At 71.8% G+C, this 12,403-nt stretch carries 14 protein-coding genes; 8 read left to right on the top strand and 6 right to left on the bottom strand.

Annotated features, from left to right (window positions below; genetic code table 11):
* Positions 1-37: 37 nt before the first annotated feature.
* Entirely contained in the window at positions 38-1,990 is a 1,953-nt protein-coding gene (locus HOO61_RS02730; protein ID WP_172256690.1) for a M3 family metallopeptidase, read from the top strand.
* 23 nt (positions 1,991-2,013) lie between these two features.
* On the opposite strand, the gene HOO61_RS02725 is transcribed toward HOO61_RS02730, so the two are convergent.
* Positions 2,014-2,724, bottom strand: coding sequence for a GDSL-type esterase/lipase family protein (locus tag HOO61_RS02725; protein WP_172256688.1), 711 nt, complete (start codon positions 2,722-2,724; stop codon positions 2,014-2,016).
* Between the two features lie 85 nt (positions 2,725-2,809).
* Between HOO61_RS02725 and HOO61_RS02720 the strand changes: the two genes are divergently transcribed.
* A complete protein-coding gene (locus HOO61_RS02720) occupies positions 2,810-3,610 on the top strand; it encodes a GNAT family N-acetyltransferase (RefSeq protein ID WP_172256686.1) in 801 nt (266 codons plus the stop codon).
* A gap of 121 nt (positions 3,611-3,731) precedes the next feature.
* Here HOO61_RS02720 and HOO61_RS02715 read toward each other — a convergent pair whose 3' ends face one another.
* The gene (locus tag HOO61_RS02715) at positions 3,732-4,022 is read right to left on the bottom strand and encodes a Dabb family protein (RefSeq protein ID WP_172256684.1); all 291 of its coding nucleotides are present in this window, start codon (positions 4,020-4,022) and stop codon (positions 3,732-3,734) included.
* A 202-nt stretch (positions 4,023-4,224) separates the two neighbouring features.
* On the opposite strand from HOO61_RS02715, the gene dnaK reads away from it, so the two are divergent.
* From dnaK to HOO61_RS02685, 6 genes are read left to right on the top strand one after another with little or no spacing between them, the layout of a single operon-like run.
* Complete coding sequence (gene dnaK, locus HOO61_RS02710) at positions 4,225-6,105, top strand: molecular chaperone DnaK (protein ID WP_172256682.1); 1,881 nt, start codon at positions 4,225-4,227, stop codon at positions 6,103-6,105.
* Positions 6,102-6,779 carry a nucleotide exchange factor GrpE gene (grpE, locus tag HOO61_RS02705; RefSeq protein ID WP_367649992.1) on the top strand — a complete coding sequence of 226 codons (678 nt, stop codon included), beginning with the start codon at positions 6,102-6,104 and terminating at the stop codon, positions 6,777-6,779. Before dnaK ends, grpE begins: the two co-directional genes overlap by 4 nt.
* A gap of 44 nt (positions 6,780-6,823) precedes the next feature.
* Positions 6,824-8,017 carry a molecular chaperone DnaJ gene (gene dnaJ / locus HOO61_RS02700; protein WP_172256680.1) on the top strand — a complete coding sequence of 398 codons (1,194 nt, stop codon included), beginning with the start codon at positions 6,824-6,826 and terminating at the stop codon, positions 8,015-8,017.
* Positions 8,014-8,427: a MerR family transcriptional regulator gene (locus HOO61_RS02695; protein ID WP_172256678.1), complete on the top strand. Its 414-nt coding sequence runs from the start codon at positions 8,014-8,016 to the stop codon at positions 8,425-8,427. The genes dnaJ and HOO61_RS02695 overlap by 4 nt, the downstream gene beginning before the upstream one ends.
* Before the next feature lies 1 nt (position 8,428).
* The gene (locus HOO61_RS02690; protein WP_172256676.1) at positions 8,429-8,890 is read left to right on the top strand and encodes an SRPBCC domain-containing protein; all 462 of its coding nucleotides are present in this window, start codon (positions 8,429-8,431) and stop codon (positions 8,888-8,890) included.
* A 50-nt stretch (positions 8,891-8,940) separates the two neighbouring features.
* Positions 8,941-9,189: a hypothetical protein gene (locus tag HOO61_RS02685; protein ID WP_172256674.1), complete on the top strand. Its 249-nt coding sequence runs from the start codon at positions 8,941-8,943 to the stop codon at positions 9,187-9,189.
* Positions 9,190-9,208: 19 nt separating this feature from the next.
* Here the strand turns inward: HOO61_RS02685 and HOO61_RS02680 are convergent, their stop codons facing one another.
* The 4 genes from HOO61_RS02680 to HOO61_RS02665 form a co-directional block, all read right to left on the bottom strand.
* Positions 9,209-9,643: a hypothetical protein gene (locus tag HOO61_RS02680; RefSeq protein ID WP_172256672.1), complete on the bottom strand. Its 435-nt coding sequence runs from the start codon at positions 9,641-9,643 to the stop codon at positions 9,209-9,211.
* Entirely contained in the window at positions 9,640-10,407 is a 768-nt protein-coding gene (locus tag HOO61_RS02675; RefSeq protein WP_172256670.1) for a 1-acyl-sn-glycerol-3-phosphate acyltransferase, read from the bottom strand. The genes HOO61_RS02680 and HOO61_RS02675 overlap by 4 nt, the downstream gene beginning before the upstream one ends.
* Before the next feature lie 108 nt (positions 10,408-10,515).
* Positions 10,516-11,361, bottom strand: a complete 846-nt coding sequence (locus tag HOO61_RS02670; protein WP_172256668.1) for an aldo/keto reductase — start codon at positions 11,359-11,361, stop codon at positions 10,516-10,518.
* 41 nt (positions 11,362-11,402) lie between these two features.
* Complete coding sequence (locus HOO61_RS02665) at positions 11,403-12,188, bottom strand: pentapeptide repeat-containing protein (RefSeq protein WP_172256666.1); 786 nt, start codon at positions 12,186-12,188, stop codon at positions 11,403-11,405.
* Positions 12,189-12,403: the final 215 nt, after the last annotated feature.

Here is a 12,403-nt window from a genome sequence, read left to right as displayed (position 1 = left end):
GGTGGAGCCGGTCACAGCCCGCCCGTAGGCTCCACACGTGGCCCTCTCACGCACCGACTCGCAGCCCGCTCCCACTCCCCTCGACCTCCCCGGGGACGGTGACTGGCACGCGTGGGTGTCACAGCGCTGCCACGACCAGCTCGAGGAGGCGCAGCAGCAGGTCGGCCTGGTCAAGGCCGGCTCCTCCGACGCCCCCGTCGTGCTGGTGGCCTGGAACAAGGCCGAGACCGCCATCGCCAACGCCGAGGCCGTCGCCCTGTGGGCCGAGGTGCACCCCGACGCCGCCGTCCGCGACCTCGCCGACGAGCTGAGCCAGCAGGTGCAGAAGTACGTCACCGAGCTGGGCCTGGACCGTGACCTCTACGCCGTCTTCGACCGCCTGGCGACCTCCGCCGACCTCACCGAGCTCGACGCCGACGCGCGTCGGGTGCTCGAGCACACCCTGCGCGACTTCCGCCGCGCGGGCGTCGACCGCGACGACGCCACCCGCGACCGCCTCCGCGAGCTGAGCGAGCAGGGCGTCAAGCTCTCGCAGGACTTCGGCCGCAACATCCGCGACGACGTCCGGTCGATCCGCGTCGCACCGGAGCGGCTCGCCGGCCTGCCCGACGACTACCGCGCGGCCCACGCGCCCGACGCCGACGGCCTGGTCACCATCACCACCGACTACCCCGACCTCGTCCCCTTCATCACCTTCGCCGTCGACGCCGAGGCGCGCCACGAGCTGGCCTTGGCGCAGAACAACGTCGCCTGGCCGGCCAACGACCAGGTGCTGCAGGACCTGCTGGCCGTGCGCCGCGAGACCGCGTCGCTGCTGGGCCACGACTCCTGGCCCGACTACGACACCGAGGTCAAGATGATCGGCACCGGCCAGGCCGTCGCCGACTTCATCGACCGGGTGGGCGAGGCCGCCAAGGAGCGCGCCGCCGAGGAGGTCGACGTACTCCTGCAGCGCAAGCAGGTCGACGACCCGACGGCCGACGCGGTGGCCACCTACGACTCGCGCTACTACTCCGAGCTCGTCCGTCGCGAGCAGTACGACGTCGACGGGCAGGTCGTGCGCACCTACTTCGCCTTCGAGCAGGTCCGCCAGGGGCTCCTCGACGTCACCGGCCGCCTCTTCGGCCTCGAGTGGACGCCCGTCCCCCGCGAGGACGCCGGCACCTGGCACGACGAGGTGGCCAGCTACGACGTCGGCCTCGACGGCGCCCGGATCGGCCGGATCCACCTCGACCTCCACCCGCGCGAGGGCAAGTTCAAGCACGCCGCCCAGTTCGACATGGTCAAGGGCATCGCCGGCGAGCAGCTCCCCGAGGGCGTCCTGGTGTGCAACTTCGCCCGCGGGCTGATGGAGCACGACGAGGTCGTCACCCTCTTCCACGAGTTCGGCCACCTCGTCCACCACGTCCTCGCCGGCCAGGGCGAGTGGGCCCGCTTCTCCGGCGTCGCCACCGAGTGGGACTTCGTCGAGGCGCCCAGCCAGATGCTCGAGGAGTGGGCCTGGGACGCCGACGTGCTCGCCACCTTCGCGCGCAACGAGGCGGGCGAGACGATCCCCGCCGACCTGGTGGCGGCGATGCGCCGGGCCGAGCAGTTCGGCAAGGGTCTCTACGCCGTGCAGCAGATGTCCTACGCCGCCCGGTCCTACTGGTTCCACGCCGGGCCGCACGACGACCTCACGGCGTACGGCGACGAGCTCCAGCGCCGCTACTCGGTCTTCCCGCCGCTCGAGGGCGCCCACATGCACTGCGCGTTCGGCCACCTCGACGGCTACTCGTCGGGCTACTACACCTACATGTGGTCGCTGGTCATCGCGAAGGACCTCTTCTCGGCGTTCGACCTCGACGACCTGTTCGCGGCCGACGTCGCCCTCGCCTACCGCGACACGGTCCTCGCCATGGGCGGGCGCAAGGACGCCGCCGACCTGGTCGCCGACTTCCTGGGCCGGCCCTACTCCTTCGACAGCTGGGCTGCCTGGCTCGCCGAGTGAGCCGCCGGTCCGAACGGCCTGCGTCAGCGAGCGAGCGGTGCGGGCCGCGCCGGCGTGACCTCGGCGAGGCGCTCGGCCACCGCGTCGCCGAACGCGCGGTGCCCGTCCTCGCTGAGGTGCAGGCGGTCGTCGAGGTAGTCCAGGTCGAGGTCGCTCGTGCGCACGTAGGGCACGCCGTACAGCTCGGAGAGCACCTCGAGCCGCTCGTCCACGCGCGGCACCGCGCCGGCACGCAGCGGCGCGGTCGCCGGTCCGACGACGACGACGCGCTGGCCGGCGAGGTCGGCCATCAGGTTGCGGAAGCCGTGGTCGATGGCCCGGTCGGGCTGGTCGTAGTCGTTGAGGCCGCCCTCGACCACCACCACTCGCGGACGTACGCCGACCGCGGTCCGCGCGCGGTCGTGGAACGAGACGCGACCGCACCCGCTGGCGCCGGCGCTGAAGCCGGACCCGGAGAACCCGCGCACGTGCACCTCGCCGGGGAGCCGGGCAGCCCAGGACCCGGACAGGTCGTCCAGCCCGAGGCCGACCGACCACGAGTCGCCGATCACCAGCACCCGCTCTCCCGCACCGGTCACGACAGCGGCTCGCTCGCGCGCGTCGAGGCGGTGCTGCTGGCACCGGGTCGGGCCGGCGTCGGCGATGTCGGCGACGTAGAACGCCATCAGGGCAGCGATCAGCAGCGCGATGGTCGAGGCGCCGACGACCCGGCGCAGGTTCCCCCGATGGAGCACATGGAGAAGTGTGCGGCCTGCAGGCGCTCCCGCGCAGTCGAAAACCCCTGAGATTCCCCTGACTTCGGGACCTAGGCTGCCGCCCATGACGACCGACCCCCTCCTGGCGGCCTACGACGAGCAGCTCCGCACCGACGCCGAGATGGCGCGCGCCCACGAGGTGGTGCGCGAGGGGCCGCTGCTGTGGGGGGTCTTCGACCACGGCGGGTTCGTGTCCTACCGCGATCTCGACGGTGCCGTGGGCGAGGAGCTCGACGCGCTCATCGGGAGGACGGTCGCGCACTTCCGCGACGACACGGACGTCGCGTCCTTCGAGTGGAAGTCGCGCGGGCACGACCGCCCCGCCGACCTCGGCGACCGGCTCGTCGCGCACGGGCTCGTCGCCGAGCCGCGCGAGACGGTGATGATCGGGGAGGCCTCGCGGCTCGCCGTCGACGTACCCCTCGCCGAGACGCCCGAGGGCCCCGTCGTCGTACGCCGTCTCGAGCCGGGACCGTCGGCCGTCGACGACCTCACGCGGATGCTCGACGCGCAGGAGTCGGTCTTCGGCACCGGCCGCGGGCCGTCGGTCGCGTCCTCGCTGCGCGAGCTCGAGTCGGGCGGCTCGGAGTTCTGGGTCGCGGAGGTCGCCGACCGGGTGGTCTGCGGCGGTCGGCTCACTCCCGTCGAGGGCACCGAGTTCGCCGGCATCTGGGGCGGCTCGACGCTCCCGGAGTTCCGCGGCCGGGGCATCTACCGCGCGCTCGTCGCCGCCCGGGCCCGCTCCGCGGTGGCGCGCGGCATCCGGTTCATCCACTCCGACTGCACCGACATGTCGCGCCCCATCCTCGAGCGCTCCGGCCTGCGGGCCGTGACCACCACGACGCCGTACGTCTGGACCCGCTGAGCGACGCCGAGTCGGCGCGTCCTAGCGCTGAGAAAGGGTCGAGTCGGCGCGTCGTGGATCAGGATGCGCCGACTCGACGGTGTACGAGCGGCAGGATGCGCCGACTCGACGGCGCGCGGGGTCAGAGCCGCGCGTAGTCGATCTCGAGGAAGTCGGCGACCTCCGGCACCCAGCGCTCGGCGACGAAGGCCGTGTGCACGGGGTGCGCGTTGTAGCCGTCGTACGCCGCCTGGTCGGCGAACTCCATGGAGAAGCCGAAGGCGAAGTCGTTCTTCGGACTGGTCTGGCGCAGCTGCTCGTACGCCGTGACGCCGGGGATGTCGGCCAGCGCCCGGGCAGCGTCGAGGAAGTCGGCCTCCTCCGCGGAGCCGGGGGCGTGGTGGAGCCGGAACGCGACGGTGTGGCGGATCATGCCGCCAAGGCTAGGGGGAGCCAGGTCACACGAGATTGCTGTCCGGATCGGGGAACATTCGGGCCGGACCTGCGTTACAACACATGAACAGACTTGAGTCAGATCGACTCAACTGTTTTGCCTCCTCCGCCGAAGCGCGGCAGGATGGCACGCAGACTCACGTCATCCACACACGCAGTACCCACAGCAGGAGGAGAACACCATGGCTCGAGCGGTCGGCATCGACCTGGGCACGACGAACTCCGTCGTCGCCGTCCTTGAGGGTGGCGAGCCCACCGTCATCGCCAACGCCGAGGGCGCCCGGACCACTCCGTCCGTCGTCGCCTTCACCAAGTCCGGCGAGGTCCTCGTCGGCGAGGTCGCCAAGCGACAGGCGGTCACCAACGTCGACCGCACCATCCGGTCCGTCAAGCGCCACATGGGCGAGGACTGGAAGGTCGACATCGACGACAAGACCTTCACCCCCCAGCAGATCAGCGCGTTCGTGCTGCAGAAGCTCAAGCGCGACGCCGAGGCCTACCTCGGCGAGACGGTGACCGACGCGGTCATCACCGTCCCGGCCTACTTCTCCGACGCGCAGCGCCAGGCCACCAAGGAGGCCGGCGAGATCGCGGGCCTCAACGTCAGCCGCATCGTCAACGAGCCCACCGCTGCCGCGCTGGCCTACGGCCTCGACAAGGGCGAGGACCAGACCATCCTCGTGTTCGACCTCGGTGGCGGCACGTTCGACGTGTCCCTGCTCGAGATCGGCGAGGGCGTCGTCGAGGTCAAGGCGACCTCCGGTGACAACCACCTCGGTGGAGACGACTGGGACAACCGCGTCGTGGAGTGGATGGTCAAGAAGTTCAAGGACAACAACGGTGTCGACCTCGGCGCCGACAAGATCGCCAAGCAGCGCCTCCAGGAGGCCGCGGAGAAGGCGAAGATCGAGCTGTCCTCGAGCTCCGAGACCACGATCCACCTGCCGTACATCACCCACGGCGAGGGTGGCCCGCTCCACTTCGAGGAGAAGCTGACCCGCAGCGAGTTCCAGAAGCTGACGGCCGACCTGCTCGAGCGCACCAAGGCGCCGTTCCAGTCGGTCCTCAAGGACGGCGGCGTGGCCGTCGCCAACATCGACCACGTGGTCCTCGTCGGCGGCTCGACCCGCATGCCGGCCGTGACCGAGGTCGTCAAGGAGCTGCTCGGCGGCAAGGAGCCCAACAAGGGCGTCAACCCCGACGAGGTAGTCGCCGTCGGCGCCGCCCTCCAGGCCGGTGTCCTCAAGGGCGAGGTCAAGGACGTGCTGCTCCTCGACGTCACCCCGCTCTCGCTCGGCATCGAGACCAAGGGCGGCGTGATGACCACGCTCATCGAGCGCAACACCACCATTCCGACCAAGCGCTCGGAGATCTTCACCACCGCCGACGACAACCAGCCGTCGGTGGAGATCAAGGTCGCCCAGGGCGAGCGCCAGATGTGGAGCCAGAACCAGCCCCTCGGCAACTTCGAGCTGACCGGCCTCCCGCCGGCCCCGCGCGGCGTGCCGAAGATCGAGGTCACCTTCGACATCGACGCCAACGGCATCGTGCACGTCTCGGCGAAGGACCAGGCGTCCGGCCGCGAGCAGTCGATGACCATCTCCGGTGGCTCGGCGCTCAGCAAGGACGAGATCGACCGCATGGTCAAGGAGGCCGAGCAGTACGCCGAGGAGGACGCCAAGCGTCGCGAGGCCGTCGAGGCCCGCAACCAGGGCGACCAGCTCGTCTACACGACCGAGAAGTTCCTCACCGACAACGCGGACAAGCTCCCCGACGACGTCAAGACCGAGGTCCAGGCCGACGTCGACGCCCTCAAGGAGACCCTCGCCAAGGAGGACGCCTCGTCCGAGGAGATCACGGCCGGCATCACCAAGCTCGGTGAGTCCAGCCAGAAGATGGGTGCTGCGATGTACGCCGCTGCGGAGGCCGACCAGGCCGCCGCGGGCGGTGCCACCGGGGCGACCGGCGAGTCGGACGACGACGTCGTGGACGCCGAGATCGTCGACGAGCAGACCGACGGCTCGACCGACGGGGACGCGACCGCCGAGGGTGAGTCCAAGTGACCGATCGCCCCGTCGACCCCGCCGCGGGCGCCGAGGCGACCGACCTGCCGGAGGGGGAGCCCACCGTGGCTCCCCCTCCGGGGGGCTCCGGTTTCGGTGACGCCGCCGGCGAGATGGCCAACGAGACCGAGGTCGAGGAGCAGGTCGCCGGTGACACCGTCGCCGGCGACGGCCCCGTCACCGCCGAGGAGCGCGCCGGCCAGGAGCCGGGCGACGACGTCGACACCGAGGTGGACGAGCTCGCTGCCATGAAGGGTTCGCTGGCCGACCTGACCAACGACCTCCAGCGACTCTCCGCCGAGTACGCCAACTACCGCAAGCGGGTCGACCGCGACCGGCAGCTGGTGGCCGAGGCGGCGGCCTACAAGGCGCTCACCCCGGTCGTCGAGGTGCTCGACACCATCGACCGTGCCAAGGAGCACGGTGAGCTCGACGGCGGCTTCAAGGCCGTCGCCGACCAGCTCGAGCGCGCAGTCACGAGCGCCGGCCTGGTCCGCTTCGGCGAGCCGGGCGACGCGTTCGACCCGACGCTCCACGAGGCGCTGAGCCACCTCGGCACCGACCCCGAGGTCCAGGTGACGACCGTCAAGCACGTCGCCAAGGGCGGCTACCGCATGGGCGACCGCGTCGTCCGCGCCGCCCAGGTGCTCGTGGTCGACCCCGCCGACGCCTGAGCACACCCGTTCGATGACCGAGCCGATGGAAAGGGGGTTCACCCGTGGCTGACAACGAAGTCTTCCGCAACGACTGGGCGACCAAGGACTTCTACCAGGTCCTCGGCGTCCAGAAGGACGCCAGCGCGGCCGAGATCAAGAAGGCCTACCGCAAGCTGGCCCGGGCGAACCACCCCGACTCCAACCCCGGTGACGAGGCCAAGCACGACACGTTCAAGGCCGTCGCCGAGGCCTACGACGTGGTCGGCGACGAGGCCAAGCGCAAGAAGTACGACGAGTTCCGCTCGCTCCAGGCGCGGGGCGGCTTCGGTCCCGGCATGGGCGGTGGCTTCGGCGGCGGCGGCGCCGGGGGTGGCTTCAGCGGCGGCGGGTTCAACCTCGACGACCTGCTCCGCGACCGCGGTGCCGCCGGCGGGGGGCTGGGCGACATGTTCGGCGACCTGTTCGGCGGCGCACCGCGAGGACGTGCCCAGCAGGCCCGGCCCCGCCGGGGCGCCGACGTCGAGAGCACGGCGACCATCGGCTTCACCGACGCGCTCGACGGCGTGACGGTGTCGCTGCGGCTGACGTCCGACGCGGCCTGCCCGACGTGCCAGGGCACCGGTGGCAAGCCGGGCACCCGACCGCACATCTGTCCCGAGTGCGAGGGCGCCGGCTTCGTCGTGGCCGGCACCGGCGGCGCGTTCTCGATCAACGAGACGTGCCCGCGCTGCGCGGGCCGTCAGCTCGTGTACGACGAGGCCTGCCCGACCTGCCACGGCAGCGGCCGCGGCACCTCGGCGCGCACCATCCAGGCACGCATCCCCGCCGGGGTGAAGGACGGCGCGAGGATCCGGCTCAAGGGCAAGGGTGCGCCCGGCGACAACGGCGGCCCGGCCGGCGACCTGTTCGTCAAGGTCAAGGTGACGCCGCACCGGGTGTTCGGCCGCAAGGACGACAACCTCACCATCGACGTGCCCGTCTCCTTCGACGAGGCGGCCCTCGGCGCCGAGGTCAAGATCCCCACGCTCGGCGGCGCGCCGGTGACTCTCAAGCTGCCCCCGGGCACGCCCAACGGCCGGACGTTCCGGGTGCGCGGCAAGGGCGCCACCAAGCGCGACGGCAGCAAGGGCGACCTGCTCGCCACGGTCGAGGTGCAAGTCCCGGCCCACCTCGACCCGACCGCCCGCGAGGCCCTCGAGGCCTACCGTGCCGCCACGGCAGGCAAGCCCCTCCGCGCAGGACTGTTCGACGGATGAGTGGGATGTTCCGGCCACCGTCCCCGGACGCCGCCGTCTACGTCATCTCCGTCGCCGCCGAGCTGACCGGCCTGCACCCGCAGACGCTGCGTGCCTACGAGCGGATGGGCCTCATCCAGCCGGGCCGAACAGGCGGCGGCGGTCGCCGCTACTCCCACCGCGACATCGAGCGCCTGCGCGAGATCGCCGACCTCACCAGCGCCGGCATCGGTATCGAGGGGGTGCGGCGGATCATGGACCTCGAGCTGCAGGTCGACGCCCTCCGTGCCCGCAACGAGGAGCTGATGGCCGAGCTCGAGGCGCTGCGCGCCGGCCTGGCCGCCCGGGCCGCCGCCCAGCCGGCCAACAAGCTGCCCGTGCTGCACCAGGCGGTCGGCCAGTCCCTCGTCGTCTGGCGTCGGCGGTCCTGACGTGCCGCGCATCGACCGGGCCGTCGCGGACGTGGGTGCGTCGCCGGAGAAGGTGTACGCCGCCTTCGTCGACCCTGACGCGTTGGCGGCCTGGCTCCCGCCGGGCGGCATGACCGGCGAGCTCGCCGACGCCGACCTGCGCGCCGGCGGCGGCTTCACGATGACGCTGCGCTACGACGAGGTGCCCGAGGGCGGCGGCAAGACGACCCAGCGCACCGATGTCTCCCGCGTCGCGATCGACGAGCTCGTCGAGCCCGAGCGCGTGGTGTGGGGCGTGGAGTTCGACTCCGAGGACCCCGACACGGCCGGCCGGATGACGATGACCTGGACCTTCACTGCTCGCGACACCGGCACCCGCGTCGCCGTCGACGCGACGGACGTCCCGCCTTCGATCGACGTCGACGCCCACCAGCAGGGCCTCGACGCCTCGCTGGCCAACCTCGCGGCCTGGCTCGACGGCTGAGTGCGCCGGTTGTCGGCGGGACTGCGTAGGGTTCGCACCGTGATCGAGCGATGAGCAAGATGGACAACCTGCGCGCGATGCGCGAGGCGAAGTACGCCGCAGCGCAGAAGCGCGGGGCCGAGGCGCCGACCCGCCCCAAGGCCCCGGTCGCGCCGCCCCTCGCGTCGACTGTGAAGCGAGCGACCCCGGCCGCCGACGCAGCGGCGCCGGCCGAGGGGCTCTGCGGCCACCGCAACATGAGCGGTCGCACCTGCACCCGCGAGCAGGGTCACCCGCAGAAGAGCCACCGCTACTCCTGACGCGGGGCGGGGCGAGCGCTCAGTCGCCCCGGGCCCGCAGTGACACGAAGATGCCCGGAGCAGGCGGGAAAGCCGGGTCCCTGTTGAGGGCGACGTCGAGCTTGGCCGTCCCGCCTGCCAGCTGGCGCGTGCCGCTGAAGCCCCTGTCGCCGGGCGTGACGGAGGTGATCTCCCAACCCACGTCCTCGGCCTCGTCCAGCAGCTCGGTCAAGGCTCGGCGTGCCTCCGCCTCGGAGTCGAAGGCGTAGATCCTGAGCACCTTCGCGGGGCTGGGCTTGCCGAGCAGGCCGCCGCCCCTGGCGTCCTCCTCGCGACTCGTGACGAGCTCGCCACCGGCGGGGATCATCGAGGCGATCGGATCGTCCTCGAGGGCGTCGACCTGGTCGTCACCGCACCCGGCGAGCGCGAGCACCGCACAAAGCGCGACCGCGACCTCGGCGGCCCGGCGCGTCATGCGCCCAGCGCTTCCTCGGGTACGCCGGTCGGGTGCGGCGCCGGCTCCCCGCGCAGCTCGGCGACCTGCGAGACCAGCGCCGCCATCACCTCGTCGGCCACCCGGCGCACGGTCGCGTCGTCGACGGGTTCGTCACCGGTGACGCCCGCCAGGCGGCGTACGTCGATGGGCTCGCCGACAGCGACGCGCACCCGCGGGCGGAGGACGGTGTTGCGCAGCAGTCGGGTGAGGATGCCCGTCGTGCCGACCACCTGATGGGCGCCGACCAGTGCCACCGGAACGACGGGCGCGCCGGTGCGCAGCGCGAGACGGACGGCGCCGGTCTTGGACCGCTCGGGCCAGTGCTGCGGGTGGCGGGTGATCCGACCCTCGGGGAAGAGCCCGACGGCCTCCCCGGCCTCGAGTGCGGTGGCCGCGGCGTCGAGCGAACCGGCGGCTGCGTCGGTGCCGCGGAGCACGGGGATGAAGCCGAGGCGGCGCACGACCGGCCCGACGAGTCCCGAGCGGAAGACCCCACCGGTCGCCATCAGCCGCAGCGAGCGGCCGAGGCGACGGCCGACCAGGGCCAGCAGGATGCCGTCGGCGAAGCTCGTGTGGTTGGCGACCACGATGACCGGCCCGTCGGGGAGCTGGGCGGTCGGGACCGCGCGACGCGTGAGCTCGAGGCGGCTGACCGCGGAGGCGAGGCTGCCGAGGAGGCCGGCGGCAACGGTGTACAGGAGAGCGGCGCGAAGGCCCGGGCGCTGCCACGTGCTGGGTTCCATGGGGCGAGTCTGGACCGGCCGGGCAGCGCCGCGCCTGAGTATGCGCACGGTGCTCGCACGACGAAGGCCCGACCCGGAGCGGGGTCGGGCCTTCGGTGCCTGGAGACGTCAGCCGGGGATGTAGTCGAACGTGTCGGGGTGGGGGCCGGTGCGGCCGTCCTCGCCTCGGTCGAGGCCGGAGATGCGGGCGACCTCGTCGTCGGTGAGCTCGAAGTCGAAGATCTCGAAGTTCTCCTTCATGCGCCCGGGGTTCACCGACTTGGGGAAGACGATGTCGCCGCGCTCGACGTGCCAGCGCAGCGTGACCTGGGCGGTCGACCGGCCCTTGGCCTCGGCGATCTCGGTGATCACCGCGTCGTCGAGCACCTGGCCCTTCGCGATCGGCGACCACGCCTCGGTCGCGATGCCGTGCTTCGCGTTCGCCGCCCGCACGTCCTCGTTAATGAGGTAGGGGTGCACCTCCACCTGGTTGACCACCGGCACGACGCCGGTCTCGTCGACGATGCGCTGCAGGTGGGCGGGCTGGAAGTTGGAGACACCCACCGACGCGGCGCGGCCGTCCTCGACGAACGACGCCATCGTGCGCCAGGTCGAGACGAAGTCGCCGTCGTAGCGAGTGGGCAGCGGCCAGTGGATGAGGAACAGGTCGATGCGGTCGAGGCCGAGGTCGGCGAGGGTCCTCTCGAAGGCGCGTTCGGCCTCCGCGGGCTCGTGGAAGCCGTTGTTGAGCTTGGAGGTCACGTAGACGTCGTCACGTGCCAGGCCGGAGGAGCGCAGCGCCTCGCCCACCTCCTTCTCGTTGCCGTACATCTCGGCCGTGTCGATGTGGCGGTAGCCGACCTCGAGGGCCCGGGTCACCGCCTCCGCGGTGTCGGCGGGGTCGATCTGGAACACGCCGAATCCGAGCTGCGGGATGGACGTGCCGTCATGGAGCTGGATGCTGGGAACGGTCATGGCAGGCACAGCGCGACCCGTCCGGGCGGTATTCCGTCGTCTCAGGTCTGCCAGCGGGCAGGGCGCGACAAACCCTCCGGAAGGGTGGTCGCCCCGTCCCCGATGGCCGCGTTGACCTGCGGCTGGGTGAGGAAGAGGGCCGTCGTCAGGTCGCACCCGCGTACGTCGGCGTCGCGCAGGTCGGCGCCGAGGAGATCGGCGTCGCGCAGCTCGGCTGTCCGGAGGTCGGCCGCGATGAGCAGGGCGCCGCGGAAGGTGGCACCGCGGTGGTCGCCGGTGAGCCGCCGTCCGGCGAGGTCGGCGCGGGTGTGGTCGCGCGCGCCCGGCCAGGGACGTCGTACGCGCGCGCTGGCTTCGGCGAGCAGCCCGCCGACCCGCTCGTGGAGGGCGTCGACGTCGGCGTCCAGCAACGTCTCGGGGTCGGCCGCGGTGAGGGCCTCGATCTCGGCGCGCACCGCGTCGGCGGCGGGGTCGGGCGAGCGCCGTGCGACCTCGACGAGGTGGACGAGCATCTCGTGGAGCTGGCGCATGACCGACAGCACGGCGGCCATCTCGGGCAGGTTGTCCTGCTCGCGCCACGACCTGCCGGCGTAGGTGACCTGGGAGACCTGTTGGCCGGCACCGAAGCACTCGAAGACCGTGCAGCCCGGCCAGCCGTCCTCGCGCAGGGTGGCGTGGATGCGGCAGCTGTCGTCCTCGAGCAGGTTGAGGCACGGGCGCCCGCCGGGCTTGTCGACGCCGAAGCCGGCCGAGGCGGAGAAGGGGAGCAGCACGCAGCAGAGGCCGAAGCAGCGCGCGCAGTCAGAGCTCAACCCGGGTGTCGGCACCCGGGGATCGTGTCACGGACACGGCATGAGGCCGGTGGGACCTCAGGCGTACCAGCCGTTCTGGATCGCGAACGCGTTGACGAACAGCAGCAACACGAACGCGACGCCGACGAACCGGTTGTCGAAGATCAGCTTGCCCATAACACCAAGAGTGCCCGCTTGTTCGCGGAATGAAACAGATGGACGGTAAAGCCTTGGGCTGCCGCAGCGAATTG

It is taken from the genome of Nocardioides sp. zg-1230 (assembly GCF_013155335.1).
Classification (GTDB): domain Bacteria; phylum Actinomycetota; class Actinomycetes; order Propionibacteriales; family Nocardioidaceae; genus Nocardioides.
This window is presented reverse-complemented; position numbering and strand designations above follow the sequence as displayed.